We start from the raw sequence: 25,205 nt of genomic DNA on the forward strand, positions 1-25,205 counted from the left end.
CATCGCCCGCCTGCACAACCTCACCCTCGCCGGATGACCGGCGAATCAAGCCGCCACACTCCGACAACGGAGATCATTTACGGGACAACCCTTAGCGACGGACCACCCGGAATCGCTCCTTGCCGCGCGGGGTGTCCCGATCGCGGCCCCGCGCCCCGCCCCGCTCTCGCGGCGTCGACCACCCGGAGGCGAACACCGCGTTCTCCCCCGCCGTCGACGGGGGGCGGGTGCAGCCCTAGGGAGTGTCTTCAAAGTCCCGTCGGTTAGCCCGCGGGCCGTGGTGCGTGCGCTCGCAAGGCGCGGGCCGACGCGACACGTTCGACCAACATCCGCCTGCCGTGCACGGTCAGCCGGGCATTACGGTGGGACACGAAGACCTCCGTTGTGCGGTGAAGCCTAGACACCTCCACCACACCGGAGGTCTTCGTCATGATCAAGACCCACGACCGTCAACAACGCTCGTGATCAATACATCTAGCCGACTCGGCGACGCGCAGGTGCCCCGCGCCAGGCTTTGAGGAGCGGTGAGGGTCAGTGCCGGACGCCGGGTTGCGGCCGTGGATGTCAGAAGCTCGTTGCTGCCGGAGGGCGGCTCCTGCCTCCCCTCCGGACTTCGACCGGACACGCGTGAAGCCCACCCCCGGCGGCGAACCAGTGCCGGGCTGCACTCCTTGCCACACCGCAAGCCCTCAGGTAGCTGTCACTACGGGCGCCGTCGTTCAGGTCCCGAACAGGATGCTGACGATCAGCACCAAGCGTACGGGGACCGGTCACCCACCCACTGGCCGATCCACCCGGCCATGGACGCAAATCACTCCGGTCCCTGCCGCGCGACGAGATCGTCAGTGGTTCTGCGTGCTGTTGGCGAGTGTGGCAGTCATTTGGCTGTGCTGTAGTTCGGTGGGCTGTCTCTGCGCCGTGAGCCAGGTGAGCACTGCATGCACCACTGTCAGTCCCCGGCCACCCGAGCCACCCCTGTTGCTCAGGCAGGTCGGGCCGAGCAACGGATGGAACACCGAACCGGCTGGCACACACGGGTGGGCCACGGTGCGCCCGTAACGCAACGGGCGCGGAACGCATGGCACGGCTACGCGGGATCCGCTGTGCACCTTCGACCTGACGTTCAACACGGATCTGCACCGTCCTACTGGAGCTGTCCCAGCCCGGGATCAAGGCCGTCGGCCCTTCCGAGGAGGCCGAGTCGGCATTCCTTCATTCCTTGAATTCACACCTTCAAGGAATGGCTTCTCCGGCACATCTCTTTTATGTCACGTCATTGACGACAGATAGTTTGGCGCAATATCGTGCTGGCTTATCGGGGGCGGAATTCGACGGGGACAACATTGCCGGCGACTGGAATCCCAGCGCCGCAGATTCTCACCACGCAGGCCGTAGAGGCGTCGCCAGAGTCGCCCTTCCTTACCCGTTGCGAGGACATGATGCGGATCCATCCTTTGTTCGGAAGCCGTCGCGGTGGTCTCCCGCTGGCGGTGGTGGCCTCGGTGGCGTTGCTGGCTTCCTGCGGCGGGGGGAACGGCGGAGGAGGGGCCGCGCCGGGCGGGGATCCACGGCGCGGAGGCACACTCCAGGTCGGCATGCCGTTCGATGTGCAGACCTTGGACCCGGTTGCGCCGAATTTCGCGAGCGCGATGGACTACACGGCCGCGCGCGGCGTCATGGATCCGCTGTTCGGCCTGGACAAGGACGGGCGCCTCGTTCCGCAGCTGGCGCTCGGCGCTGTTGCCTCGGACGCCAACAAGACCTTTACGGTGCAGCTGCGGGACGGCGTGAAGTTCTCGGACGGCACGGACTTCGACGCAGCCGCCGTCGTCGCGCATTACCAGGAGATCAAGGACAAGAAGACCTGCCTGGGTTGCGCCCCGCGCCTGGTGAGCCAGGTGGTCTCGGTCACCGCCAAGGACGCGCACACCGCGGTGTTCACGCTCGGCGCCCCGTGGGCCCAGTTCCCCGAGGTCGGCCTGACCGGCATCGCCGGCCTGATCCCGTCGCCGGCCGCGAAGAAGGCCGCCGGCGACGCCTTCGGGCGCAACCCGGTGGGCACCGGCGCGTTCAAGGTCGCCGAAATCGTGCCCGGCGACCACGTCACCCTGGTGCGGAACGAGACCTCGTGGCTGGCGAGCCGCACGTATCCGGACAAGGTCGTGCTCAAGGTCATGCTCGACACCCAGACCGCGGTCCAGTCCGTGCAGTCCGGGACGATCGACATGATGGTCGCCTCGCAGCCCAACCAGGCCAAGCAGGCCAAATCCGCGGGCCTGCAAGTGCAGTTGAACGAAGGCCTGAGCCCCGACGGCATCATCATGAACATGACCCGGCCGGGCCTGGACGATGTCCGGGTACGCCAGGCACTCAGCATGGCCATCGACCGCAACGCGGTGAACAAGGTCGCCTACAACGGCGACACCAAGCCCACCACCGCCTACCTCGCGGAGAACGACCCGGAGCAGCAGGGCATCGGCGTCCCGGAATACAACCCCGAGCGGGCGAAGCAGCTCCTCGCGGAGTACGGCAAGCCGGTCAGGGTCGAGCTGAACACCTTGCAGGGCTCCAACTACGTCGCCGCGACGCAGCTGATCCAGCAGCAGTGGAAGGCTGTCGGGATCGAGTCGACGATCAGGACCAACACCGCCGTCGGGATCATGCAGGACGTCCTGCAGCGCAACTACGACGTCAGCTTCTCCCCCGCCTTCATCGCGACAACCACAGTCGACGGCCTCGAGGTGGCGTTCGCCAGCGCCGGCCGCCGCAACCTCGGCGGGTACGTGAACAAGCAGAACGACGAACTGTTCGCGCAGCTCGGGGCGGCGCCCGACGGCAACGCGGCGCTCCCCCTCGCTCGTCAGATCCTCACCAACGCCTCGAACGACATCCCCAGCATCCCCGTGGTCCGCAAGACCGGGATGTTCGTGGCCGGGCCCAAGATTCACCTGCCGGCCGCCGACGCCTACGGAGTCGACGCGTTCGTCCTCGGCGACGTGTGGGTGACCCGGTGAACACACGCTTCTTCCTGGCGCGTACGGGACAGGCGCTGATCGTGCTGGTGTCGGTCGCCGTCGCCACGTTCGCCCTGGGTCGCATCCTGCCGGGCGAACTGGCCACCGCGGTCCTGGGAGACTCGGCGACTCCCGAGCAAATCGCCGAGTTCAATCACAAGACCGGGGCGGACCAGCCCGCCGTCGAACAGTTCTGGACCTGGTTCAGCGGCGTCCTGCACGGCGACTTCGGAACCTCCGCGCTCAACGGCCAGAACGTCTCCGATGCGCTCGCCGACCGAGCAGTCCCCTCCCTGCTGCTGGTGGTGATGGCGGAAGTTCTCGCCCTGGCTGCCGCGGTGCCGCTGGCGGTGTGGGCGGCGTACCGGCGGGGCAAAGCGCCGGACAAGGCCGCCAACGGCGGCTCGTTCCTCCTGCTGGCCACCCCGCAGTTCGCCCTGGCCGTCCTGCTCATCTACGTCTTCGCCGTGCAACTCGGCGCCCTCCCGGCAACCGGGTACGTACCGCTCGACCAGGACCCGGCGCAGACCTTCCGCACCCTTCTGCTGCCGGCGATCACGCTGGCACTCGGTCTCGCCGCGGTCTACTACCGGGTACTGCGCGCGGGCGTGCTGGAGACCCTCCAGCAGGACTACGTCCTGGCGGCGCGCGCCCAGGGACTCACGCCTCGGCAGGTGCTGTTCCGGCACACGCTGCGCCCCTCGCTGCTGCCCCTGGTGACGCTGGTGGGCCTGAACTTCGGATTCCTCGTCGGCGGCGCGGTCATCGTCGAGCAACTGTTCGCCATCCCGGGCCTTGGGACCTACGCGCTGGGCGCCGTACAGACCAAGGACTTCACCATCCTCCAAGGCACCGTGCTGCTCATCGCCGCCGTGTACGTGCTCGTCAACCTCGCCGTCGACGTGCTCTACGGCGTGCTCGACCCGAGGATCCGCCATGCCCGCTGACACGAACCTCGCCTCCGGCCCCACGGTGCCGCCCGCCCCCGCAGACGCCGGCCTCGGAACACCCCGCGGCGCGGCGCCGGTGTCGCCCGCGCGGCGCGCGCACCGGCTGGGGATCGGTGTCTGGCTGGCGATCGGGTTCCTCGCGGCCCTCTGCCTGGCCGCGCTGCTGGCCCCGTTCCTGCCCTTGGACGACCCGACGCACAGCGACACCGACGCACTCGCGGCGGGCGTCAGCGGCGAGCACTGGTTCGGCACCGACGCGCTGGGCCGCGACACCTTCTCGCGCATCTTGCACGGCGCCCGCGTCAGCCTGGTGGTCGGCGCGGGCGCGACACTGATCGGCGCCGTGGTCGGCACGCTGCTCGGCATGGCGGCAGGGCTGACCCGCGGCTGGCTGCCCGCCGTCATCATGCGGCTGACCGACGTCCTACTCGCGTTCCCCGCCATGATCTTCGCGCTTGCGGTGATCGGCGCGGTCGGCCCGTCGACCACCTCGGTCACGCTGGTGATCGGCCTGTTGTTCGTCCCAGGCTTCGTCCGCATCGTCCGCGCGCCGGTCCTCAGCCTGTCCCAGCGCGAGTTCGTGCTCGCCTGCCGGGCCATGGGCATGTCGACACCGCGGCTGATGCTCCGCGAGATCCTGCCCAACGTCCTCACCGGCGTCGTCACGTACGCCGTCACCATGTTCGGCATCGGCGTCATGGTCGAGGGCGGTCTCGGCTTCCTCGGCGTAAGCGTCCCGCCACCCGACCCCACGTGGGGCGGCATGATCGCCGAGGGCCGCCAGGTCCTCGCCGAGCACCCCATGGTCACGTTGACCCCCACCATCGTCCTGGTCCTGGTCGTCCTGTGCGCCAACGTCGTGGGCGACCGCCTCTCGGCCAGGCTGGACATGCGCGGAGCGATGTTGTGAACCACTCACCAACACCCGACGCCACCCGCACAACCCCTGCGGTCACGGCATCCCCTCCGACGCCGCTGCTGCGGCTGCATGAGTACGCCGTGCACCTGCATTCACCTCGCGGCACCGTCAAAGCCGTCGACGATGTGGGATTCTCCGTCGCACGCGGACGGACCCTGGCCATCGTCGGCGAGTCGGGATCCGGCAAGAGTGTGCTGTGCCGCAGCCTGCTCGGCCTGCTCCCCGACACGGCGATCGCGCACCGCGGCGGTAGCGCGTACTTCGACGGCGTCGACCTGCCTGCACTGGACGAGCGCGCGATGCGCGACATGCGCGGACGCCGCATCGGCATGGTCTTCCAGGACCCGATGACCGCGCTCAACCCGGTCATGCCGATCTGGCGCCAGATCGCGCTGCCTCTGGGACGCCACCTCGGGATGGGCCGCAGGCAGGCCCGGGCCCGCGCCGTGGAGCTGCTGGACTCCGTCGGCATCCCCGACCCGGCTCGGCGTGCCGACCAGTATCCGGTCCAGCTCTCCGGAGGCATGCGGCAACGCGTCATGATCGCCCTCGCCCTGAGCTGCGACCCCGAGCTGCTCATTGCCGACGAACCCACCACCGCCCTCGACGTCACGGTGCAGGCCCAGATCCTCAGACTGCTCGACCGGCTGCGCGCCGAACGGGACATGGCGGTCATCCTCATCAGCCACGACCTCGGCGTGGTCGCCGACCACTCGGACGATGTCATGGTGATGTACGCGGGGCGGCAAGCCGAGCGGGGCCGCACCGGGAGCGTGCTCGCCGGCCCCCGTATGCCGTACACCCGCGTGCTGCTGGACGCGGCACCCACGCTGCACGGCGTACGCGGGCAGCGCCTCGCCGCCATCGGCGGACAGCCACCGGACCTGACCACGCTGCCCGACGGATGCGCGTTCGCGGACCGCTGCCCTCGCGTCCAGGACCGCTGCCGGTCCGAGGTACCGCCCCTGGCAACCGTGCCCTCAAGCACCCACGAAGCCGCCTGCTGGAACCCCGTGCCGCTGCCGGGAACAGGCGCGGTCCAGCCGAAGGACGCCGTCTCGGCGCATCAGGAAACGAGCCGCACATGAGCGATCCGACGCCCCGTCCGGGGACCGGCATCACCACGCCGCGCCCCGAAAAGCCGCTGCTCCAGGTGCGGGACCTGCGGGTGCGCTACCGCAACGCCGGCCGGCCGTTCGAGGCGGTCGCCGGTGTCGACCTCACGGTCGGGGTGGGCGAAACCCTCGGGCTGGTGGGCGAGTCCGGCTGCGGCAAGTCCACCGTGGCCCGCGCCGTCGCACGGCTGGAGGACAACGCCTCCGGCAGCATCGTCTTCGACGGGCAAGAGGTGTCGCGGCACCGCGGTCGCGCGCTCAAGCCGTACCGTCGCCGGGTCGGCATGGTCTTCCAGGACCCCATCGCCTCGCTCAACCCCCGGCGCACCGTCCGCGACATCATCGCCACACCGCTGATCCTCACCGGAGAGCGTGAAGCGGGCGTCGTCGACGAGCGTGTACGGGAACTCGCCGACATGGTCGGCCTGCACCGCACAATGCTGGAACGTCGGCCCCACGAGATGTCCGGCGGACAGTGCCAGCGCGTCAGCATCGCCCGAGCTCTGGCGTGCCTTCCCGACCTGCTGCTGTGCGACGAAGTCGTCTCCGCTCTCGACGTGTCCATCCAGGCCCAGGTCCTCAACCTCCTGATGGACATCCGCGAGGGCCAGCGCCTCGCGATGCTGTTCATCTCGCACGACCTCGCCGTCGTTCGGCAACTGTCCGACCGGGTGGCCGTGATGTACCTGGGCACCCTGTGCGAAGACGCCCCGGTCGACGAGCTGTTCGAGCGCCCCGCACACCCCTATACCCGCGCGCTCCTCGCATCGGTGCCCGGCCAGTCGCATCGGCGCGGCGACCAGGCACCGCTCAGCGGAGACCTTCCCTCTCCGGTGACACCACCCAGCGGCTGCCGCTTCCGCACGCGCTGCCCCCTCGCTCAGCGCGTGTGTGCCACCCAGGCCCCCGACGTCGTCGAAGTCCGCCCCGGGCACCGGGTTGCCTGCCACTTCCCCACCGCCGACGTGTAGAACCACCGCGGAGGCGCGCCGCTACATGCTCCTCAGCCCGGGGCGCCTGCCCGGTACGCCGCCAGCGCGGCCCCCAGCGCTGACGCCTCCGCCCCCAGTTCCGCCGTCAGCACAGGCAGGGCGGAGGGATGCAACTGCCCCACGTACAACGTCAGTCGGGCACGGATCGCGTCCGTCAGCAGTCTGCCCGCCGCCGCCAACGGGCCGCCGACCACCACGCACTCCAGATCCAGGGGGGTGGCGACCGCGCCCACCACCGCGCCGATCGCCGCGCCCGCGGACGCGACCGCGGCGCGGCATCGCGCGTCGCCCGCCACGGCCGCGGCGACCACCTGGTGGACGTCGACTGGCCGCCCGGCCTCGCCGCCGCCCGCAGCCTCCACAAGCGCGGCCTCACCCGCCAGCGTCTCCAGGCAGCCACGCCCGCCGCACCAGCACGGCTTACCTCCCGGCTCGGCCACCGCGTGCCCGAACTCCCCCGCCACGCCGCCTCCGCCGCGGTAGATGCGCCCGTCCAGAATCAGGCCGCCGCCGACATAGGCGTGGGCCAGAAGGTACATGAAGTGCCGGTACGGGCGGGCGGCGCCCGCGTCCATCTCCGCCAGCGCGGCGACGTTGCAGTCGTTCTCGACCGCCACGTCGACACCGAGAACGACGGACAGGTCCTGACGCAGTGGGACGCTGCCCCAGCCCATGATCTGGTGGTAGCCCTCGCCGAGCAGCGCCGTCGCGGGCGCCGGGCCGACGGTTCGCACGAGCCCGGGGACCGCGACTACCACACCTGCCAGGTCGGCGGTGGCCAGACCGTCGCTGCCGAACGCACTCACCAGCTCGACGACCGCGTCGATGGCCTGCGAGTAGGAGTAGGGGCTGGGCAACACCGTGTCGCGGTCCGCATGAACACCCGTCATCGACCAGGCCGTTCCCCGGACGTGCGTGCGCGCGAGCTCGACACCCATGTACCACAGGGCGCGTCGGCCGCGCAGGCTCAGGACCTTGGTACGGCGGCCGTTGCGCACCCCTGCCTCGGAGGCGACGAGGGACCGATCCACCAGGACCCTCACCAGGTTTGACACGGTCGCCTCTGACAGCCCGGACGCCGCCGCCAATTCCACCTGCGGCATCGGACCCCGTGCCAGGCAATCCATCAGCAGCCGGAGGTTTCCCTCGCGCTGTTCCTGCTGCGGGGTGCCGCGGGCGTTCATGCCCCACATGCTCGTCAGCGCGAACCGACCATGTCAAGGACGCCGACCCAGCCGTCACCTGCTGAATGCAGTAGCTCCGGCGGCGTTCCGGTCGACGCGGGAATCCCGCGCGCGCACCGAAGAAATGGCACCCCATCACTTCAACGAATGAATTCACTGATTGAATCCAATTCCCCGCGGTCACAATTCAGTCCGCCCGCTTGTCGGCAGACAAAAAAACACGATAGATGTAGGGGAATTCACTCGGCACACAGCCCGGAAACCCAGTCGGCCCCGGAACGACACGACGTCCTTGTCGCCGCTGCTCACGGGCCGTCGTCGGAAAGGAACCCCGCCATGGCCGATGCCAACGCTTCCACCGCCCCGGTCGTGGACACAGCGAACGGAACGCTGCGCGGGTCCTGGGAGGACGGGATCGCGGTGTTCCGCGGCGTCCCGTATGCCGAACCTCCCGTCGACGCGCTGCGCTGGCGGCCCGCAGTCCCCTTCGAAGCTTGGTCGGGGGTCCGCGAGGCCACCGCACCGGCGCCTGGCGCCCCCCAGCCGTTCATGGGGCCGGATCCGATCCTGGGCGGACACGGCTTCCCACCGTTCGACGAGGACTGCCTCACCGTGAACGTGTGGACGCCGGCGCCCGACCACGCCCGTCGCCCCGTGCTGGTGTGGATCCACGGCGGCGGGTTCGTCAGCGGGTCCGGATCGCTGCCGATCTACGCGGGCGACACGTTCGCCCGCAACGGTGACCTGGTCGTCGTCACGGTCACCTACCGCATCGGGCCGCTGGGCTACCTGTACCTGGGCGACGAAGACGGCTCGACATCCGGCAACTTCTGGCTGACCGACCAACTCGCCGCCCTGCGGTGGGTACGCGAGAACATCGCCGCCTTCGGCGGCGATCCGGAGCAGGTCACGGTCGCCGGCCAGTCCGGCGGAGCATTCTCCACCGCCGCCTTGGCGGTACACCCTGAGGGGCGCGGACTGTTTCGGCGCGCCATCTTGCAAAGCCCGCCGTTCGGCCTGCAACTGCCCAACCCCGCCGCCTCGCTGGAGCGGACCGAGGCGTTCAAGGTCGCCGCCGGAGTGTCCACCGCCGCGGAACTGCGGGAGTCGCCCTGGGAGAAGCTCGTAGAAGCGACGGTCGGCATGTTCATGGGGGCACGCGCGTGGGGCCACTGGGCGGTGCCGTTCCTCCCCGTCCTCGACGGCGAGACGCTCCCGACCCACCCACTCGAAGCCCTCCTGCAAGGGGCGGCGGGCGACAAAGAGGTCATCGTCGGCTGGACGGGGTTGGAGGCGAGCTTCTCCTTCGCCCTCGACGACCAGTACGCCGACACCACTCGCGAGCAGGTCGAGGCCCGCATGCAGGACACGTTCGGAGCCCGCGCGCAGTCCGCGTTCGACGCCTACGCGGCGGCGCGGCCCGGCGCGTCGCCGCGTGACATCCTCACCGACTTCGCGTCCGACGAACTGTTCCGACTGCCCTGCGTCGCGCTGGCCGAGGCGCGCGCGAACTCCCGGAACCCCGTGTGGGCCTACCAGTTCGACTACGCCGCCCCGGCCCACGACGGGCGGCTCGGCGCCACCCACTGCCTGGAACTGCCGTTCACCTTCCACAACGCGGAGCGCTGGGCGCACGCGCCCGTCACGGCCGGGATCGCCCCGGCGGTGCTGAACGGACTCGGCAGCGCCATGCACCGCGCCTGGATCGCGTTCGTCCGGACCGGCGACCCCAACCACCCCGGTCTGCCCACATGGGAGCCCTATACCGCCCCCATGCGCACCACGATGCGCTTCGACACCGTCACTGCCGCGGTCGGCGACCCGGTCCGTCACTGGCGCACCCTGTAGAACCCCTCGGTCCCCTGTCTTCCGGAGGAGCACCATGACCATCGTCCAAACGACCGGCGGGCGGGTCGAAGGCGTTCGAGAGGGCGGGCTCACCGTCTTCAAGGGCATCCCGTTCGCCGCGCCGCCCGAGGGCCCCCTGCGCTTCCAGGCGCCCGCTCCCGCCGCGAAATGGGACGGGGTACGCCCGGCGCGCAGCTTCGGCGTGGCGCCCCCGCAACTGCCCCTGGTCCCGGGGCGGCCGTCGGTGTGGTCCCCTGCGGACGGCATGGACTGTCTGACCGTCAACGTGTGGACTCCAGGCGGTGCGGGCGACCGGCTGCCGGTGATGGTGTGGATCTACGGGGGCGGGTGGAAGAGCGGCAGTTCCGCCGATCCCACCCACGACGGCGCGGTGCTTGCCGCCGATGGCGTGGTCCTGGTGACGTTCAACTACCGCGTGGGCTTCGAGGGCTTCGCACACGTGCCCGGCGCACCGGCGAACCGCGGGTTCCTCGACCAGGCCGCGGCGCTGAGCTGGGTCCAGGAGAACATCGCCCGGTTCGGCGGCGACCCGGACAACGTGACCATCTTCGGAGAGTCGGGCGGCGGCGCGTCCGTCGCCGCCCTCATGAGCGCGCCCCACGCCCGCGGCCTCTTCCACCGGGCCATCGTGCAGAGCATGGCCGGCCGCTTCCTCCCCGAGGACGAGGCACGGCGGATCTCCGTACTGATCTGCGACGCGGTGGGCGTCGCACCCGAAGACCTCGCGAGCGTCACGCCCGAACGGCTCCTCGCCGTGCAGGACGTGCCGCTGGCGTCCATGGCGGCCGATCCCACCAGCTGGACCACCCCCGAAGCGATCACCGCCTTCTCCCCCACCATCGACGGGATCTCCGTTGTCGACCTGCCGTGGCTCGCGCTCGATTCCGGGGTGGCCCGCGACATCGATCTGATCTCCGGCTACACCCGCGACGAGTTCACGCTCTGGTCGCTCCAGCACGGGGCTGTCAAGCCCACGGTGCTGGGCATGATCAAGTCCGCGCCGATGATGCTGGCGATGGCCCGCAGCAGGCCCCGACGCGACCGGTCCGCGCCCAAGCAGCCGCGCCCTGTCCGGCGGTCGATCGCACTCGACCACACCGCAAGGGTGTTGGGTCTGGAAGCCACCGCCCCGGCTCACTACCGGGCGGCGCATCCCGGAGCGACGGACGGCGAACTGTACACGGCGATGTACTCCGACGCGCTCTTCCGCATGCCCGCGACCTGGCTGGCCGAAGCCCACGCGGCAGCAGGCGGACGGGCGTTCCTGTACGAGTTCGCCTGGCCGAGCCCGGTCATGGGAGGGGTCATGGGCGCGGTCCACACCATCGACATCCCGGCCACATTCGGGCACGCGCAAGGCGAGATGGCCAAGTTCCTGTTCGGCGGCAAGCCGCCACCGGCAGACTTCCTCGAACTGTCCCGGCGCCTGCGCGCCTCCTGGACGTCCTTCGCCACCCACGGTGACCCCGGCTGGCCCCGGTTCGCCGGCAGCGACGCGCTGACCCGCATCTGGGACACCGTGCCGACCGTGGCCGCCGACCCGCTCGCCGCGTCACGCCGCATCTGGTCCTCGGTCAAACAGCGGGACATAGGCTGACGATCGCCCCAGGAGTAGCTTCCGGTCGGGCTCTGTCGGGCGGTTTCACGGCCAAGTCCCGTCTCTGCCTGCGCGTGCTCCGACGTAGTGTCAGCCCCTGTGCCCGCCCCCACGCGACGTAGCCGCACCGGCGCTTGGAGCTGAGCTACCCGGACCACGGCGGCAACGGCCCCCGGGTGTCCTGCTACACGGGTGACTGGCTGCATGTACGGACAGGACGTGCTCGCGGAAGGCTGCGGCGGCGTGTGCCATGTCGCGTACAACCAGCGCGGGCAACCGCAAGCGGTGCGACTCGTGCCCATGCCCGTTCCCCGATCGCGCGGCTGGGGCCGCGCTTCTCGGCGGCGGCGAGGCCTGGGCGGACGGTCTCGGCAACGATCACGACCTACACCTCGAGTCGCCGCACATCCACGCACTCGCCCCGCGTCTCGACGACGCAGCCGTCGGGCGATCAGGGCCGTGGCAAGGATTCAGCGGTCCACGTCGGACAGTCCGGTGATGTGCCTGACGTGGCGGCGGCTGGGCTCGGCGAGGACGTCGTGCAGATCGAGGAAGACCCGCCGGGCCTCGACCGCGTTCCAGTCGTCGGGCAGAAGCTCGGACGGCAGCCCGGGGTCGAGGTAGGGAAGCCTGCGCCACTCGGTGAGCATCGGCACGTAGGTGCGGAACGCGTCGTCGGGAGCGAGATCCGATCCGCGCCGCAGACGGCGAAGCGCCGGTTCGTGGGTAGCGGTGAACGCCGCGTACTGCTTCTCGATCGCGGCGAAGTCCCACCAGTGGCTGACCGCCCGGCCGAGGTCGGAGTACGCCTCGTAGTCGGCGGAGAACAGGTGCACGTAACCGCTGAGCCCGACACGTGCAAGGGTGGTGCGGGCGTCGTCGAGGAGGCGCCCGGGTGCGATCCAGACGCCCGGCGAGACGTTGCCGAACCCGAGCCAGGTCAGTCGCGCCCGCAGTTGATGGCGGTGGGCACGCTCCGACTCGGGGACGGAGAACACCGCGACCACCCATCCGTCGTCCAGGGCGGCGGGTTCCAGGTGGCCGAAGATGCGGCGGTCGCCCTCGTCGAAGATCGATCCCATAGGAGGGCTGAGCCGGTAACCGATGCCGGTCTGCCGCTCCTGGACGAGGGTGCCGCGCTTCTTCAGGCGGCTGATCGCCGAGCGCACGGCGGGCGCGTCGACGTCCAACTCGGCCATCAACCGGATCAGGTCGGCGATGGACACCCAACCGCCGAGGCGGCGGATGAACGCGCCGTAGATGGTGTTGATGAGCGAGCTGGGGCGAATCGCCGTGTCTGCCATGATCGCCTTCCCTCGGGTACGGTCGCGATCCTACAAACAGGGGGTGGCCCCTGGTCGGCCGGTGTTACGCCTCGGCGTAGGCGCCGGAGAGCAGGTGGCCGGCTCCCGGCGCGACGGCGGGCAGGCCGAGGGCGCGGAGCATCTGGTGGACGGTGCACACCGCGGCGGACACGACGGGCTTGCCGAGTTTCTGCTCGGCCTCCTCGATCGCGGCCAACGACGGCATCTGCACGCACGCCGACAGGACCACCACGTCGGCGTCGCCGTAGTCGAGCCCGCTCGCAATGCCGGGCAGTCGGGCGGGGTCGTGGGCGGCGACGTCCAGGTTGTTCGGGATCTCCAAGGCGGTGTAGTCGACGACGTCGATGCCCTCGTGCTTGATGTAGTCCACGACGGTGCGGGTCAGCGGCTGCATGTACGGAGCCACCAGGGCGACCTTCTTCGCGCCGAGCGTGTGAAGGCCGTGGACCAGTGCCCCGGCGCTGGTGACCACCGGGGCGGGCGCATCGTTCTCGGCGGTACGGGCGTGCAGGCGTTCCTCCGACACGCGGTGGTAGCCGAGCCCCATGCTCATGATCGCCACCAGGCAGGCGTACCCCAGTACGTCAACCCGCGCGTCGGACAGTTCGACCGCGCAGCGGTCGGAGTCGGCGTCCATCGCCTTGAGCTGCTCGGGGGTCACGTGGGTCATGCGTATGCGGGACGAGTGGAACGTGAACCGTTCGTCCGCGACGGCTTCACGGGCCCGCAGGATCGCCGGGACCTCAGTTTCCATGGTGATGTTCGAGCTCGGCACGATCTGGCCGATGCGGTAGGTGCGCTGGGTCACGGAGGGCCTCTCTCACGGGTGGATGACGGCGCGGCCGTCCGACGGGCCCGTCGGACGGGTTCGGTCGACCGCCCAGGGGCGCGTCAGCGGGCGTCGACGACCGGGTTGGACAGGGTCCCGATGCCCTGGATGGTGGCCTCGACGACATCGCCGGGCCGGAGGAACTCCGGGGGGTTCATGCCCGCGCCGACGCCGGACGGCGAGCCGGTGGCGATCACGTCGCCGGGTTCGAGGGTGACGCCGGAACTGATGTCGGCGATTAGCCGGGGGATCCGGAAGAGCATGTCGCGCGTGTTGCCCTTCTGCTTGGTGTGCCCGTTGACGGCGAGGTGCAGGTCCAGGTTGAGGGGGTCCTCGATCTCGTCGGCGGTCACGACGGCAGGGCCGAAGGGGCAGTAGGAGTCCTGGCCCTTCGAGAAGAACCACTGCCCGGAGCGTCGCTGGTCGCGGGCGCTGATGTCGTTGACGATGCTGTAGCCGAAGATGTGGTCCCAGGCATCCTCTTCGCTCACCCGGAACGCCTTGGTCCCGATGACGACGGCAAGTTCACACTCCCAGTCCAGCTGCCGGGTGAGGTCGCCGTTGTGCAGGATCGGGTGGCCGGGTCCGGTGACCGCGGTCGACGGCTTGCTGAACAGGACCGGACGGTCCGGGAGTTCCTTTGCGGTGTCGAGGCTGCGGCTGGACTCCTCCACGTGCTCGACGTAGTTGAGGCCGACACCGATCACCTTGCCGGGGCGCAGCGGCGCCAGCAGCGTCACCGCGGCCAGGTCGTGCACGGCCTCGGCGGGCCACGCTTCCGCGTCACCGGCCAAGAGAGCGGCAACCTCGGTCTGCGCCTGAGAGCCTGCCTGGATCAGAGCCAGGAGATCGGCGGGCGCGTCGGTGCCGAGAGCCGCGATATCGACGACACGGTCGCCGATTTGAGCACCCAGCCGAGGGGCGGAACCGTCGGGAGTGAAGGTGACAAGACGCATGGCGCTTCCTTGATCGTGGGGGAACAGGGGGTGCAGGGGCGGTGGAGGTCGGCAATGGTGGAGGTCGGCGGTCGACTCGGCGGTGACCGCCGACCTCCGGCCGGGGCGTGCGGCGCGACACCCGACAGGGCCCCGGCGGTGGGTCGGTGCCACCGAGCGCACATCGCGGCGGGCACGCGCCCAGCCCGCCCGTCGAGATGCGCGTCATCCTCGGTGGCACCGGTCTAGGACGCGGCCACCTGGTGGCCGTCGTTGTCGGTCAGGGCTTCCTCACGCCAGAAGCCGAGTGAGCGCATGACGGGGAAGTCATTGAAGGAGAACAGGCAGGCGTCGTCGGACTGGTCGAGGTTCGCGTGCTCGTGCCAGGCCCATGAGGGCACGCAGAAGATGTCGCCCTTGGTCCACTCGAAGCGCTGCCCCGCGACGACGGAGACGCCGCGTCCCTTGGCGGCCGTGTAGACGACCGAACCGGTGTGGCGGTGCGCCTTGGTGGCCTGCCCCGGACGCAGCAGCTGCATGTGCGCGCCCATCGTGGGCATCACGGAGCCTCCGGTGACCGGGTTGGTGTACTCCATGATCACGCCGTCGTACGGCGAGTCCGCGCCGGTCTTGGCGAGGTTGCGCAATGCTTGGTACGTCGGCTCCCACGGCCACGCGAGCAGCGGCGAGTACGGCCGCGTCCACTTCTCGGCGCCGTACGGCAGCAGGTTGCCACCGTAGGTGAGCACCGATTCGTTCGCCACGGGCCGCGCCTGCTGGTACAGGTCGGGGTGCACCTCGTAGAACCCGGCGTCGAGGGCGTTGACGAGCGGGATGTCCAGGCCGTCCTGCCAGATGACGGGTTCCTCGGTGCCCTCGTTGCCGTGCTCGTGCCAGGTGCCGTTCGGGGTGATCGCGAAGTCGCCGGGCCCGACGCGGAGCTTCTCGCCGTCGACGATGGTCCAGGCACCGGTGCCCTCGTGGACGAAGCGCAGCGCGGACGCCTGGTGGCGGTGCGCGGTCATCGACTCGCCCGGCCCCATGATCTGCAGGCCGGTGTAGAGCAGGCCGACCGCCGCGGAGACGTCACGTCGCCCCGGATTGACCAGCATGACGACACGGCGTCCGGCGTCGTCGGCCTTGACCAGGTCCAGGGCCTTGCGGACGAGTGGGCGCAGCTGGCTGTAGCTCCAGTGCACCGGAACGGACTGCGGCTGGGGGTACCAGGGCTCGATCTTGTTGGCGACGGTCCACAGTGCACCCGCCTCCAGCTCGGCGAGTTCACCGTAGTACGCCTCGAGTTCGGGGGTGTCCGACACGCGCGCGCGACCTAGCATGCTGTCGTCCTGGGTTGTCACGACTCCTCCTCCGGCTCATGCCGTGTGGGCTGCCTGGGCTGTCTGGTCCGCGGCGGGTGCGCCGCCTGTGCCAGCCCTGCGTACGGGCTGAACCGCTCCTGATCCGCGTCTTCGGCCGTCGCCTCCTGGGCGGAGGAGAACCTCACCGGTCCTCGCGGGCGGTCGTCGACGTGCAGGCTGAAGATGTCGAAGCGGTTGTAGTGGCCGAGGATGTCGTGCATCTGCTTGGGCTGGATGCACCGGTTGAGGTCGATCTCGGCGTAGACGATTCCCTCGTCGTCGATGAGGGGTTCGGTCACCGGGCGGCCGTCGGGGCCGAAGATGCCGGACAACGCGCTGCGCTTGCGGCGCAGTTGCTCGCGTACCGTCGCGTCGTCGCCCGCCACCTCGTCGACGATGCGGTCGGAGATCGTCGAGCACGAGACGACCGAGAAGACCTTGCCCTCGAAGCAGTGCGCCGCGGTGCGGAGCGCGATCGCCTCGGCCATGTCGTAGTCGGCGGGTGCGACGGGCAGGGCGATGTAGCTTGCCGCGTGCACGAGTTCGCCCTGCGCGAGGAGGGTGAAGCGGGCCAGCGTGTTGGTGTTCTCGCCGCAGGCGAGCACTCCCAGCGGGCCGACCGGGGTGGCGTGCACCTTGAGCGAACTCGCGTCGCCGCCGGTCCAGGTCAGCTTCTCGGCCCAGGTGGGTACGAGCTTGCGGTGCACGCCGAGGAGTTCCCCGTCGGCGCCGATGGTGACCATCGTGTTGTAGAGCTCGCCGACGCTGTGCGCGCCGCGTTCGTTGACGCCGATGACGACGACCGCCCCGGCGTCGCGGGCCGCCGCACGGAGCCGGTCGATGTGCGGCCCGGGGATGTCGACGGACGCGCGGTACAGCTTCTCGAACCACGGCGAGCCCTGCACCGGGTTCATCGTCCAGTTCCAGTACGGGTACCCGGGCACGAACACCTCCGGGAACACGATCAGCGACGCACCGTTCCCCGCCGCCTCCCGGATCAGCGAGACCGCCTTGTCGACGGTCGCGGCCGGATCCAGGAAGACCGGCGCGGCCTGGACCGCGGCGGCGGTGAAGCGCGGCAGATCGTCGCGCTGGTGCTCCAGCAGGCTGTCCATCTGTGCCTCCTCGGTTTCGCGGGCCCGTGGGAGCCCGGTTGCGGCGTAGTCCTATGCCCCGCCGGTGACGACGCTGAGCCGCGGCGCCGCGGCCGGACGCCAGCGCTGGTGCGTCTCCTCGGCTGGCCGCCGCAACAGGTGCAGGCGCGGGGCGACGCGGTCGCTGCGCGCCCCCGGAGGCTTGCCGCTCCCGGCCTGCCACGGGGCCGGCCATGCCGTCCCCGGGCCGCGGTAGTCCTGCGCGGCCGCGGCATGCAGGGTCCACATGGGGTCGTGCAGGTGAGCGCGCCCGACGGCGCACAGGTCGGCGCGTCCGGCCAGCAGGATCGAGTTGACGTCGTCGTACGTCGAGATGCCGCCGACCGCGATCACCGGGACCCCTGTCGCGTTGCGGATCAGGTCGGCGAACGGCGTCTGGTAGCTGCGGCCGTAGGCGGGTTGCTCGTGGGCGACCACTTCCCCGGTGGAGACGTCGATGGCGTCAGCGCCTGCCGCGACAAGTGCACGGGCGATCGCCACTGCATCGTCGCCACTGGTGCCGCCGTCCGCCCAGTCGTACGCCGAGATCCGCACGACGAGCGCCTTGGTGCGCGGCCACACGGTGCGGACCGCGGCCAGGACTTCGAGCGGGAAGCGCAGGCGGCCGGCGAGGTCGCCGCCGTACTCGTCGGTGCGCTTGTTGGTCAGCGGGGAGAGGAACGAGGAGATCAAGTGGCCGTGGCCATATTGCAGTTCGAGGACGTCGAAGCCGACCCGATCGGCCCGCGCGGCGGCCTGGGCGAACTGCTCGGCGACAAGCGCGAGGTCGTCCCGGCCTGCCTCGTACGGCTCGAGGCTTTCGTCGTCCCATGCGATCGCCGACGCGGACATCACCGGCCATTGGTCTGCCGCGCCCAGCGGGCGTGAGCGGCCGTCCGGCCCGGGCTCGGTGCGCGCGGCGCGGCGCCCCGCGTGCGTCAGCTGGATCCCGAGCGCGGCCGGGGCGACCTCGCGGACCGTGCTCGTGATGCCGCGCCAGGCGGACTCCTGCCGGTCGTCGTACATACCGGGGCTGCCGAGGCCGGGCCGCCCTTCGGGGCCGACCGCGGTCATGCCGGCGAAGACCACCCCGGCGCCGCCGAATGCGAGTGCCGTGAGGTGCGCCTGGTCGAAGGCTCCCGGTACCCCCTGCACGGCGGTGCCGGTGGTCATCGGCGGCACGACGACGCGATTGGCGAGGTCGACCGGTCCCAGCCGGTAGGGCCGGAACATCGGTGGTACGTAGGCCTGGTCGCCGCGTGCCTCGACCGCGCCTGCGCCCGCACCCGCGCCGGGGTCGCTGTCGGCGAACCAGGCGTCGGACACTTCGACGAAGGCGGCGTCCCGCGAGCGGAGGTTCTCGTAGGTGACGCGGCGGCTTCGCGTGAGCAGGTTGAAGGCGAACTGCTCGGGGGCCTGGCCGGTGTACCGCCCGATGTCCTCGAACCACTCCAGGCTGGCCTGTGCGGCGCGTTGCGTGGACTCGACGACGGGGCGCCGCTCGGCTTCGTAGGCGGCCAGCGCCTGGTGGATCCCGGAGTTCTCGTGCAGGCAGGCGGCCAGCGCGAGGGCGTCCTCCATCGCGAGCTTGGTGCCCGACCCGATGGAGAAGTGCGCGGTGTGCGCCGCGTCGCCGAGCAGCACGATGTTGCCGTGCCGCCAGGTCTTGTTGCGGACCGTCGTGAAGCGGATCCATCGGGAGTTGTTCGCGAACAGGCGGTGGCCGTCGAGGTGGTCGGCGAGCAGTTCCTCGCAGCGCCTGACGCTCGCCTCGTCGCTCGCGCCGCGCGGCAGCTCGCGGGACGCCGCGTCCGCGAAGCCCGCGGCACGCCAACTGGCCTCCGGCATCTCGACGATCACGGTGCTGCGGGTGGCGTCGAACGGGTAGGCGTGCACCTGGAGCGCGCCGAAGTCGTGCGTGTCGACGACGAAGGTGAAGGCCTCCAGCACCTTGTCCGTCGCGAGCCACATGTAGCGGCAGTGGCGCTCGTCGAGGTCGGTGGCGAAGTGGTCCGCGAACTGCTCTCGCACCGCCGAGCGCACGCCGTCTGCTGCCACCACCAGGTCGTATTCGGCGGCCAGTTCGCGGACGTCCGGCGCCTCGGTGCGGTAGCGCACGTCGACGTCCAGCTCCGCGCAGCGGCCCTGGAGGATCTGCAGGAGGCGCTTGCGGCCGAGGGCGGCGAAGCCGTGTCCGCCGGAGGTGAGCGTGCGGCCGCCGTAGCGGACGTCGATGTCGGTCCAGCGGGCGAACTCGGCGGACATCGCGGCGTAGACCACGGGATCGGCCTGGGCGATGCCGTCGAGTGTCTCGTCGGAGAACACCACGCCGAAGCCGAAGGTGTCGTCCGGGGCGTTGCGCTCCCACACCGTGATGTCCCATGAGGGCGACAGTTGCTTGACGAGCGCCGCGAGATACAGCCCTCCGGGCCCTCCTCCGATCACAGCGATTCGCACTCAATCCTCCTGATGTTCCTGGCTCCACCAGGAGTCTATGTCGTTCACTTTGCGAACGTCAACACAACGCTATATACCGTGCGGGTGATCGCCACTACAAGCGCTCCGGCTCCTGCGGCCCCGCGCCGGCGAACAGCGCCGACTGGGCTTCGCTCCACGGCGCAGCGGTCGGGGAGTCCGCGGCGGCGCGGGCGATCGACATGCGCCCCGCCGCCGCCAGCCCCTCGCGGCCGTACACCTCGAAGACGTAGTGCAGGGACGTGGTGCCGACCTTGTCGACGCGCAGCTCGACGCGCACCGTCTCGCCGAACCACAGGCGGGCCCGGTAGTCGGCCTCGTAATGCACGCGCGGGATGGAGCCGTACAACTCCTCCAGGCCCAGGCGGCGCAGCAGCACCGTCTCCGCCGCCTCCGCCCAGCGCAGGACGGCCGAGTGATGGTGATGCCCGGCGGCGTCGGTGTCGACCCACTCGACGCGGCGCTCGATGACGACGCTGGCCGGGGACGTGCTCTCCATGCGGGGTCCTTCGTTCGATGGTCGGGGTGAGCCCCGCGTGACGTGCTCCGACGCGGGCGGCCGGACCGCTCCGGTCAGCGGGCTCCGTCGCCGCGTGCCCAGGAGCGGAGTTCCGCGCGCAGCAGCTTGCCGTTGCCGGTACGCGGCAACGCGTCGACGAACTCGACGGCGCGGGGGTACTTGTAGGGCGCGATCGTCGCCTTCACGAACTCCTGAAGCGATTTGGCGGTCGCCTCTCCGGGCTCCACCCCGGCCCGGAGCACGACGAAGGCCTTCACGATCATCCCGCGGGCGGGGTCCGGGGCACCGGCGACGCCGCATTCCTCGACGTCGGGGTGCGCGAGCAGGGCGAGTTCGACCTCGGGCCCGGCGATGTTGTAGCCGGACGAGATGATCATGTCGTCGCTGCGCGCCTGGTACCAGAAGTAACCGTCGGCGTCCCGGATGTAGGTGTCGCCGGTCAGGTTCCAGCCGCCTTGGACGTACGTGAGCTGCCGCGGATCGTCCAGATACCGGCACCCGGTCGGCCCCTTGACGGCCAGCACACCCGGTTCCCCGTCGGGTGCGGAGATGCCGTCCGACGTCAGGACGTCGGCCCGGTAGCCGGGGACGGCACGGCCGGTCGCCCCGGGGCGGATGTCGTCGTCGGCGGCGGAGATGAAGACGTGGAGCATCTCGGTGGCGCCGATGCCGTCGATGATGCGGATGCCGGTCGCGTCGTGGAAGCGGTGCCACACGTCGGCCGGCAGCGCCTCCCCCGCAGAGATGCACCTGCGCAGCGAGGTCATGCCCTCGGCGAGCCCCGCACCGAGGATCGCGCGGTACGCGGTCGGCGCGGTGAACAGCACGGTGACGCCGAACGTCTTGACCAGTTCCGCCAGTTGCGGCGGCGAGGCCTGCTCCACCAGCAGCGTCGCCGCGCCCACTCGCAGCGGGAAGACGACCAGTCCGCCGAGCCCGAAGGTGAAACCGAGGGGCGGAGTGCCGGTGAAGAGGTCGCCCGGTTCCGGCTTGATCACGTGCCGGGAGAAGGTGTCGGCGTTCGCCAGCACATCGCGGTGGAAGTGCATCGTCGCCTTGGGACGCCCGGTCGTCCCGGACGTGAACGCGATCAGCGCCACGTCATCGACGGCCGTATCGACCGCAGCGAACACTCCGCTCTTGGCGTCGCAGCGGGCCACCAGATCGTCCGCGGACTCGCCGCCGTACGGCACGGTCGCCAAGTCGGGCACGCCGGTGGCCAGCTCGCCGAGGAACCTGTGGTCGCACAACGCAAGGCTCGGCGCGCTGATCTCGCACAGCGTCTCGAGCTCGTGCGCGCGGAGCAGCGGCATGGTGGTCACCACCACACCGCCCGCACGCAGTACACCGAACCAACAGGCCACCAGCCAGGGGTTGTTCGGGCCACGCAGGAGCACCCGGTTGCCGGGCACAAGGCCGAAGTCGTCCACGAGGACCTGCGCCACCTGCCGGGCGCGGTGCTGCAGGTCGGCGTACGACCACGTCTCGTCGGCCGTCACAAGGCACCGGCGGTCTGGGCCGAACTCCTCGATCACGTCGTCGAGGAGCACGACCGCACAGTTGAGTCGGGCCGGGTAGGCCAGCCCGGGAAGGTCGAACAGCAGCTCGGGCCACTGCTCGAACGGTGGGAGTCGATCACGGCAGAACGTGTCGACGTGGGCGGAAGGAGACAGCTCCATGAGCGGCACCTCGTCCTGGTGGCAGCGGAGTCGTGGGGCAAGTATCCCCTATTCCTGACGCCAGTCAATAGATCGCGATATAGCCGTGCAACCAGAGCCTTCTCCGCCGGCAGGGGCACCACGACCGCGCCTCCGACCAGGCCGGCGAGCAGGTGCGACCTCGACGCCGAGACGGACACCGACGCAACACTCCGCCCCAGGCCCCGACTCGAACGAGCCTGCGACAAGGAGCCGTTCCGATGCCAACCCGGCCGCGCGGCATCCATGGCGGCCATGGCCCAGAGTTTACGTCCGTCATTGAAGCGCGATGCCATTTCTGCATGGTGTTACCCCGGATGATCCGCACCACCAGGTTCACCGTGCCCGGCCGGGCCCTGCTCGCGGCGCTGCTGCACCCGCTGCCGCGCGGCGTGCTCCGTCGGCTGCGGCTGACCGTGCATCCCGACACCGTCCTGCGCTGGCACCGCGACCTGGTACGCCGCCGACACGCGGAGGCGTCGCAACGAAAGCGCCCCGGACGGCCGCGCACCGTCCACTCCATCCGCGTCCTCGTGCTGCGGCTCGCCCGAGAGAACCCGACCTGGGGCTAGCGCCGCATCCACGGCGAACTCGCCCTCCTCGGCATCCCCGTCGCCGCCTCCACCGTCTGGGAGATCCTCAAGACCGAGGGCATCGACCCCGCACCCCAACGCGGAGCCGCCACCTGGGCCGACTTCCTGCGCTCCCAAGCCGAGGCGATCCTGGCGTGCGACTTCCTCGAGACCGTCACCCTGACCGGGCAGCGCCAGTACATCCTCGCCGTGATCGAACACGCCACCCGCCGCATCCACGTCCTCGGAGCCACACCCCACCCGACGGCCGCGCGGGTCACCCAGGCCGCCCGGAACCTCGCCATGGACCTCGACGACGCCGGCACCAAGGCGGTGTTCCTCATCCGCGACCGGGACGCTAAATTCCCGGCACTGTTCGACGCGATCCTCGCCGATGCCGGCATCCGTATCATCCTCACGGGCGTCCAAATACCCCGTGTGAACGCGGTCATGGAGCGGTGGATCCGCACCTGCCGCCACGAACTCCTCGACCGAACCCTGATCTGGAACCAGCGACATCTGCTCTATGCGCTGCGCCAATTCGAGCAGCACTACAACCGGTATCGACCGCACCGGAGTCTCCAACAGGCGGCGCCGCTATGCGCACTACCCGAGCCGATCCGCGATGCTGACCAACTGAAGCGGCTGCGCATACGCCGACACGACCGACTCGGCGGCACCATCCACGAATACCAGCATGCGGCTTGACCTGCGCGGATGGGGTTTTCGGCACCCACAGGTCCCCTTCACTCACGCCACGGGCGCCCCGCAAGGCGCCCGCCGGGACCTCTGCGCCCGGCGATCAAGGGCCTGCCCAGCGCACACACCCCGCAATCACCCACCCGAATGCGCAGCGATCAGTCCAGGCCGTGGCGGCCAATCGGGTCAGCAGCAGCGCATCGCCCCGTGCGCCGGGCGGGCCGGTCGCGGCGATCCGGGCGAGGAACGGCACGGCTCCGAACACGCCGGATCACGCGCAGCGCGCGTTCAAACTCCCGTCGACCGGCCGGGAGTTTGAGCAGATGCCTTAGGCTCCGAACTGTGCTTCAGCCGACTGTCGGCATGGCCGATCGATGCATACGGGCGGTTGCCTCCGTTGTCCTGAGCCTCGCGGGCCTGCTTGCGTCGACGGCCTGCGGCACCGGCGGCGGACGGGACAGCGCCCCCAGCGCCACCTTTTCCGCCTCCGGCGCGGGCCCCGGCGGGTCCACCGCAGGGCCGCGCCCCACCCAGGGAACACCCCTCGCCATCCCGATCACCGGACCCGAACCCCGGTACGTGGACGACGAGGAGAAACTCAAGCTGACCCTCCCGCCGCCGCCCGGGACCGAAGCCTCGCTCACCGAGCAGGTCCTGTACGACCTGCGCGCGCAGACCCTGGGCATGGCCGGGGCCCCCGGCGCCCTCGACGCCCGGTGTGAGGGCGAGATCACCGCGCAGCGTGACCGCATCACGGTGTGCCTGGTCATGTACGAGGGCGTCGAGGTGAGGTGGCCGGTGGAGGTGACGGGCGCGAACATGCTCACCGTCTCGTTCCAGAGCCTCACACCCAAGACCGGGCCGCTGGTCCGCGAAGCGGTGTACGGCGCCTTCTGGTCGCAGTTCAACAGCAAGTCCCCGCAACTGCGTTGCGACGACATCCCGCACGTCACCAGCGTCGAACTCGACCGTGTCAGCGGCTACCACTGCCAGTACCTCGACCTCGGCCCCGCCGGGCCGCGCTGGCTGGACCAGCCTGTCGTACTCGGCCGCTTCGGCGTGCAGTTCTCCTAGGCGGTCCACGTCGCCGCCGTCAAGGGACCGGTCACGAGCAAGAAGGGGCCACGCCGCAACCGGATGACGCAGGTCGGTACAGCCGCACGCGGTCGGTAGGACCACTATCGACGATGTCGACGCCGTGCCGTCTCGGCTCTGGCGGCCAACTGGGCCATCCCGGGCCTGGAAGACAGAGGGGTTCCCCGGGTGTGTTCCGGGTCGGCCTTCTTGATGGTCTCGTACAGGTTGATGCAGTACTCGTCGTCAGCCCGGCGGGCCAGATGCCTATAGCCGCGTAGCCAGACGTACCTCCTTGGTAGGAAGACCGACCTCTCGGCGAACCTATTGATGTGGGTGACCAAAGCCCGCCACTCCTCCACGGTGGCGAAACGGTGTCCACCCGAGAAGAACAGGTACGGCGTTCGGTTGCTGCTGCACCCCAGAGCAAAAGACACGCTGGTGTAGCCATCGACTGCGCCCACCTCGAAGTGATAAACCCTGCCGCCGCCCTCCCGGCGGGGCCTGGGCAGGTCAGACTCCGGGGCCTGCCGCATCCACTGGTCCAGGTCGAACGGCAGGGGCCCCATGAAGCGTCGCATCCGCAGTTCGCGCGCGACTGCCCGCACGAGGCCGACCTTGCTCACCATGGGCAACAGTTTGCAGCAAGCAGTCCGCCGCAGCCCAGGCCGCAGAGTTGCAGGGCAAGTCCGGAAACTGGCAATCGATTTGGCGGCCACCAAGGGGCCGCGCCTTCCGGTGCCTATGTGCGATCAGGCGACGTCCCACGCTGGATAGGTCGCCTGTTCCGGGGCCGCCCGGCTGACAGACAGCCCCATAACGGCGCCGACCGCGCAAGCCACGTTCGGGTGACCCGCCGAGGAATACCGTCTGGCTGGAGCCCCGGTGAGCCTTCCGCCGAGAGGCGGCCCCGCTCACCGCCCACCTTCGTTGTCGGGCCCGCACACC

The 25,205-nt window shown here is 70.1% G+C and carries 18 protein-coding genes and 2 pseudogenes; 9 read left to right on the forward strand and 11 right to left on the reverse strand.

What is annotated here, in order from left to right; all coding sequences use genetic code 11:
• Positions 1-266 precede the first annotated feature (266 nt).
• Positions 267-371 (reverse strand): annotated as a pseudogene (locus ACWD12_RS40055) (IS481 family transposase); the annotation flags it as partial.
• A 1,224-nt stretch (positions 372-1,595) separates the two neighbouring features.
• On the opposite strand from ACWD12_RS40055, the gene ACWD12_RS40060 reads away from it, so the two are divergent.
• Genes ACWD12_RS40060 through ACWD12_RS40080 form a run of 5 tightly spaced genes read left to right on the forward strand, consistent with a single transcriptional unit; the run spans position 1,596 to position 6,969 of the window.
• A complete protein-coding gene (locus ACWD12_RS40060; RefSeq protein WP_450103791.1) occupies positions 1,596-3,014 on the forward strand; it encodes an ABC transporter substrate-binding protein in 1,419 nt (472 codons plus the stop codon).
• Complete coding sequence (locus tag ACWD12_RS40065) at positions 3,011-3,961, forward strand: ABC transporter permease (RefSeq protein ID WP_450103792.1); 951 nt, start codon at positions 3,011-3,013, stop codon at positions 3,959-3,961. The genes ACWD12_RS40060 and ACWD12_RS40065 overlap by 4 nt, the downstream gene beginning before the upstream one ends.
• A complete protein-coding gene (locus tag ACWD12_RS40070) occupies positions 3,951-4,874 on the forward strand; it encodes an ABC transporter permease (RefSeq protein WP_450103793.1) in 924 nt (307 codons plus the stop codon). The genes ACWD12_RS40065 and ACWD12_RS40070 overlap by 11 nt, the downstream gene beginning before the upstream one ends.
• Complete coding sequence (locus ACWD12_RS40075; protein ID WP_450103794.1) at positions 4,871-5,971, forward strand: ABC transporter ATP-binding protein; 1,101 nt, start codon at positions 4,871-4,873, stop codon at positions 5,969-5,971. The genes ACWD12_RS40070 and ACWD12_RS40075 overlap by 4 nt, the downstream gene beginning before the upstream one ends.
• Positions 5,968-6,969 carry an ABC transporter ATP-binding protein gene (locus ACWD12_RS40080; protein WP_450103795.1) on the forward strand — a complete coding sequence of 334 codons (1,002 nt, stop codon included), beginning with the start codon at positions 5,968-5,970 and terminating at the stop codon, positions 6,967-6,969. Before ACWD12_RS40075 ends, ACWD12_RS40080 begins: the two co-directional genes overlap by 4 nt.
• Before the next feature lie 32 nt (positions 6,970-7,001).
• On the opposite strand, the gene ACWD12_RS40085 is transcribed toward ACWD12_RS40080, so the two are convergent.
• Entirely contained in the window at positions 7,002-8,174 is a 1,173-nt protein-coding gene (locus ACWD12_RS40085; RefSeq protein WP_450103796.1) for an ROK family transcriptional regulator, read from the reverse strand.
• A 336-nt stretch (positions 8,175-8,510) separates the two neighbouring features.
• Here ACWD12_RS40085 and ACWD12_RS40090 point away from each other — a divergent pair, with 336 nt between their 5' ends.
• Complete coding sequence (locus ACWD12_RS40090) at positions 8,511-10,022, forward strand: carboxylesterase/lipase family protein (protein WP_450103797.1); 1,512 nt, start codon at positions 8,511-8,513, stop codon at positions 10,020-10,022.
• Positions 10,023-10,056: 34 nt separating this feature from the next.
• Complete coding sequence (locus ACWD12_RS40095; protein WP_450103798.1) at positions 10,057-11,640, forward strand: carboxylesterase/lipase family protein; 1,584 nt, start codon at positions 10,057-10,059, stop codon at positions 11,638-11,640.
• A gap of 470 nt (positions 11,641-12,110) precedes the next feature.
• Here the strand turns inward: ACWD12_RS40095 and ACWD12_RS40100 are convergent, their stop codons facing one another.
• The 8 genes from ACWD12_RS40100 to ACWD12_RS40135 form a co-directional block, all read right to left on the reverse strand.
• Entirely contained in the window at positions 12,111-12,944 is an 834-nt protein-coding gene (locus tag ACWD12_RS40100) for a PaaX family transcriptional regulator (protein ID WP_450103799.1), read from the reverse strand.
• A 64-nt stretch (positions 12,945-13,008) separates the two neighbouring features.
• The gene (locus ACWD12_RS40105) at positions 13,009-13,719 is read right to left on the reverse strand and encodes a maleate cis-trans isomerase family protein (protein WP_450103808.1); all 711 of its coding nucleotides are present in this window, start codon (positions 13,717-13,719) and stop codon (positions 13,009-13,011) included.
• A 137-nt stretch (positions 13,720-13,856) separates the two neighbouring features.
• The gene (locus ACWD12_RS40110) at positions 13,857-14,750 is read right to left on the reverse strand and encodes a fumarylacetoacetate hydrolase family protein (RefSeq protein ID WP_450103800.1); all 894 of its coding nucleotides are present in this window, start codon (positions 14,748-14,750) and stop codon (positions 13,857-13,859) included.
• A 224-nt stretch (positions 14,751-14,974) separates the two neighbouring features.
• Positions 14,975-16,087 (reverse strand): cupin domain-containing protein, encoded by a 1,113-nt coding sequence (locus tag ACWD12_RS40115; protein ID WP_450103801.1) that lies wholly within the window; start codon positions 16,085-16,087, stop codon positions 14,975-14,977.
• On the reverse strand, positions 16,084-17,202 hold the full coding sequence (locus tag ACWD12_RS40120; RefSeq protein ID WP_450103802.1) for a carbon-nitrogen hydrolase family protein: 1,119 nt from the start codon (positions 17,200-17,202) through the stop codon (positions 16,084-16,086). Before ACWD12_RS40120 ends, ACWD12_RS40115 begins: the two co-directional genes overlap by 4 nt.
• Positions 17,203-17,253: 51 nt before the next feature.
• The gene (locus ACWD12_RS40125; RefSeq protein WP_450103803.1) at positions 17,254-19,677 is read right to left on the reverse strand and encodes an oxidoreductase; all 2,424 of its coding nucleotides are present in this window, start codon (positions 19,675-19,677) and stop codon (positions 17,254-17,256) included.
• Between the two features lie 94 nt (positions 19,678-19,771).
• Positions 19,772-20,194 (reverse strand): acyl-CoA thioesterase, encoded by a 423-nt coding sequence (locus ACWD12_RS40130; RefSeq protein WP_450103804.1) that lies wholly within the window; start codon positions 20,192-20,194, stop codon positions 19,772-19,774.
• Between the two features lie 74 nt (positions 20,195-20,268).
• Positions 20,269-21,894: an AMP-binding protein gene (locus ACWD12_RS40135; protein WP_450103805.1), complete on the reverse strand. Its 1,626-nt coding sequence runs from the start codon at positions 21,892-21,894 to the stop codon at positions 20,269-20,271.
• A 335-nt stretch (positions 21,895-22,229) separates the two neighbouring features.
• Between ACWD12_RS40135 and ACWD12_RS40140 the strand changes: the two are divergent.
• Both ACWD12_RS40140 and ACWD12_RS40145 read left to right on the forward strand, forming a co-directional pair.
• Positions 22,230-23,192 (forward strand): annotated as a pseudogene (locus ACWD12_RS40140) (integrase core domain-containing protein).
• A 333-nt stretch (positions 23,193-23,525) separates the two neighbouring features.
• The gene (locus tag ACWD12_RS40145) at positions 23,526-24,257 is read left to right on the forward strand and encodes a hypothetical protein (RefSeq protein WP_450103806.1); all 732 of its coding nucleotides are present in this window, start codon (positions 23,526-23,528) and stop codon (positions 24,255-24,257) included.
• Positions 24,258-24,361: 104 nt separating this feature from the next.
• Here the strand turns inward: ACWD12_RS40145 and ACWD12_RS40150 are convergent, their stop codons facing one another.
• On the reverse strand, positions 24,362-24,886 hold the full coding sequence (locus ACWD12_RS40150; RefSeq protein WP_450103807.1) for a hypothetical protein: 525 nt from the start codon (positions 24,884-24,886) through the stop codon (positions 24,362-24,364).
• Positions 24,887-25,205 lie beyond the last annotated feature (319 nt).

The organism is Streptodolium elevatio (assembly GCF_053592165.1).

Excerpts from the sequence above, each read along its gene's own strand:
- ACWD12_RS40060 (WP_450103791.1), top strand. The coding sequence starts at position 1,596 with ATGCCGTTCGATGTGCAGACCTTGGACCCGGTTGCGCCGAATTTCGCG.
- ACWD12_RS40070 (WP_450103793.1), top strand. The coding sequence starts at position 3,951 with ATGCCCGCTGACACGAACCTCGCCTCCGGCCCCACGGTGCCGCCCGCC.
- ACWD12_RS40080 (WP_450103795.1), top strand. The coding sequence starts at position 5,968 with ATGAGCGATCCGACGCCCCGTCCGGGGACCGGCATCACCACGCCGCGC.
- ACWD12_RS40085 (WP_450103796.1), bottom strand. The coding sequence starts at position 8,174 with ATGAACGCCCGCGGCACCCCGCAGCAGGAACAGCGCGAGGGAAACCTC.
- ACWD12_RS40090 (WP_450103797.1), top strand. The coding sequence starts at position 8,511 with ATGGCCGATGCCAACGCTTCCACCGCCCCGGTCGTGGACACAGCGAAC.
- ACWD12_RS40095 (WP_450103798.1), top strand. The coding sequence starts at position 10,057 with ATGACCATCGTCCAAACGACCGGCGGGCGGGTCGAAGGCGTTCGAGAG.
- ACWD12_RS40100 (WP_450103799.1), bottom strand. The coding sequence starts at position 12,944 with ATGGCAGACACGGCGATTCGCCCCAGCTCGCTCATCAACACCATCTAC.
- ACWD12_RS40105 (WP_450103808.1), bottom strand. The coding sequence starts at position 13,719 with ATGGAAACTGAGGTCCCGGCGATCCTGCGGGCCCGTGAAGCCGTCGCG.
- ACWD12_RS40110 (WP_450103800.1), bottom strand. The coding sequence starts at position 14,750 with ATGCGTCTTGTCACCTTCACTCCCGACGGTTCCGCCCCTCGGCTGGGT.
- ACWD12_RS40120 (WP_450103802.1), bottom strand. The coding sequence starts at position 17,202 with ATGGACAGCCTGCTGGAGCACCAGCGCGACGATCTGCCGCGCTTCACC.
- ACWD12_RS40130 (WP_450103804.1), bottom strand. The coding sequence starts at position 20,194 with ATGGAGAGCACGTCCCCGGCCAGCGTCGTCATCGAGCGCCGCGTCGAG.
- ACWD12_RS40135 (WP_450103805.1), bottom strand. The coding sequence starts at position 21,894 with ATGGAGCTGTCTCCTTCCGCCCACGTCGACACGTTCTGCCGTGATCGA.
- ACWD12_RS40150 (WP_450103807.1), bottom strand. The coding sequence starts at position 24,886 with ATGGTGAGCAAGGTCGGCCTCGTGCGGGCAGTCGCGCGCGAACTGCGG.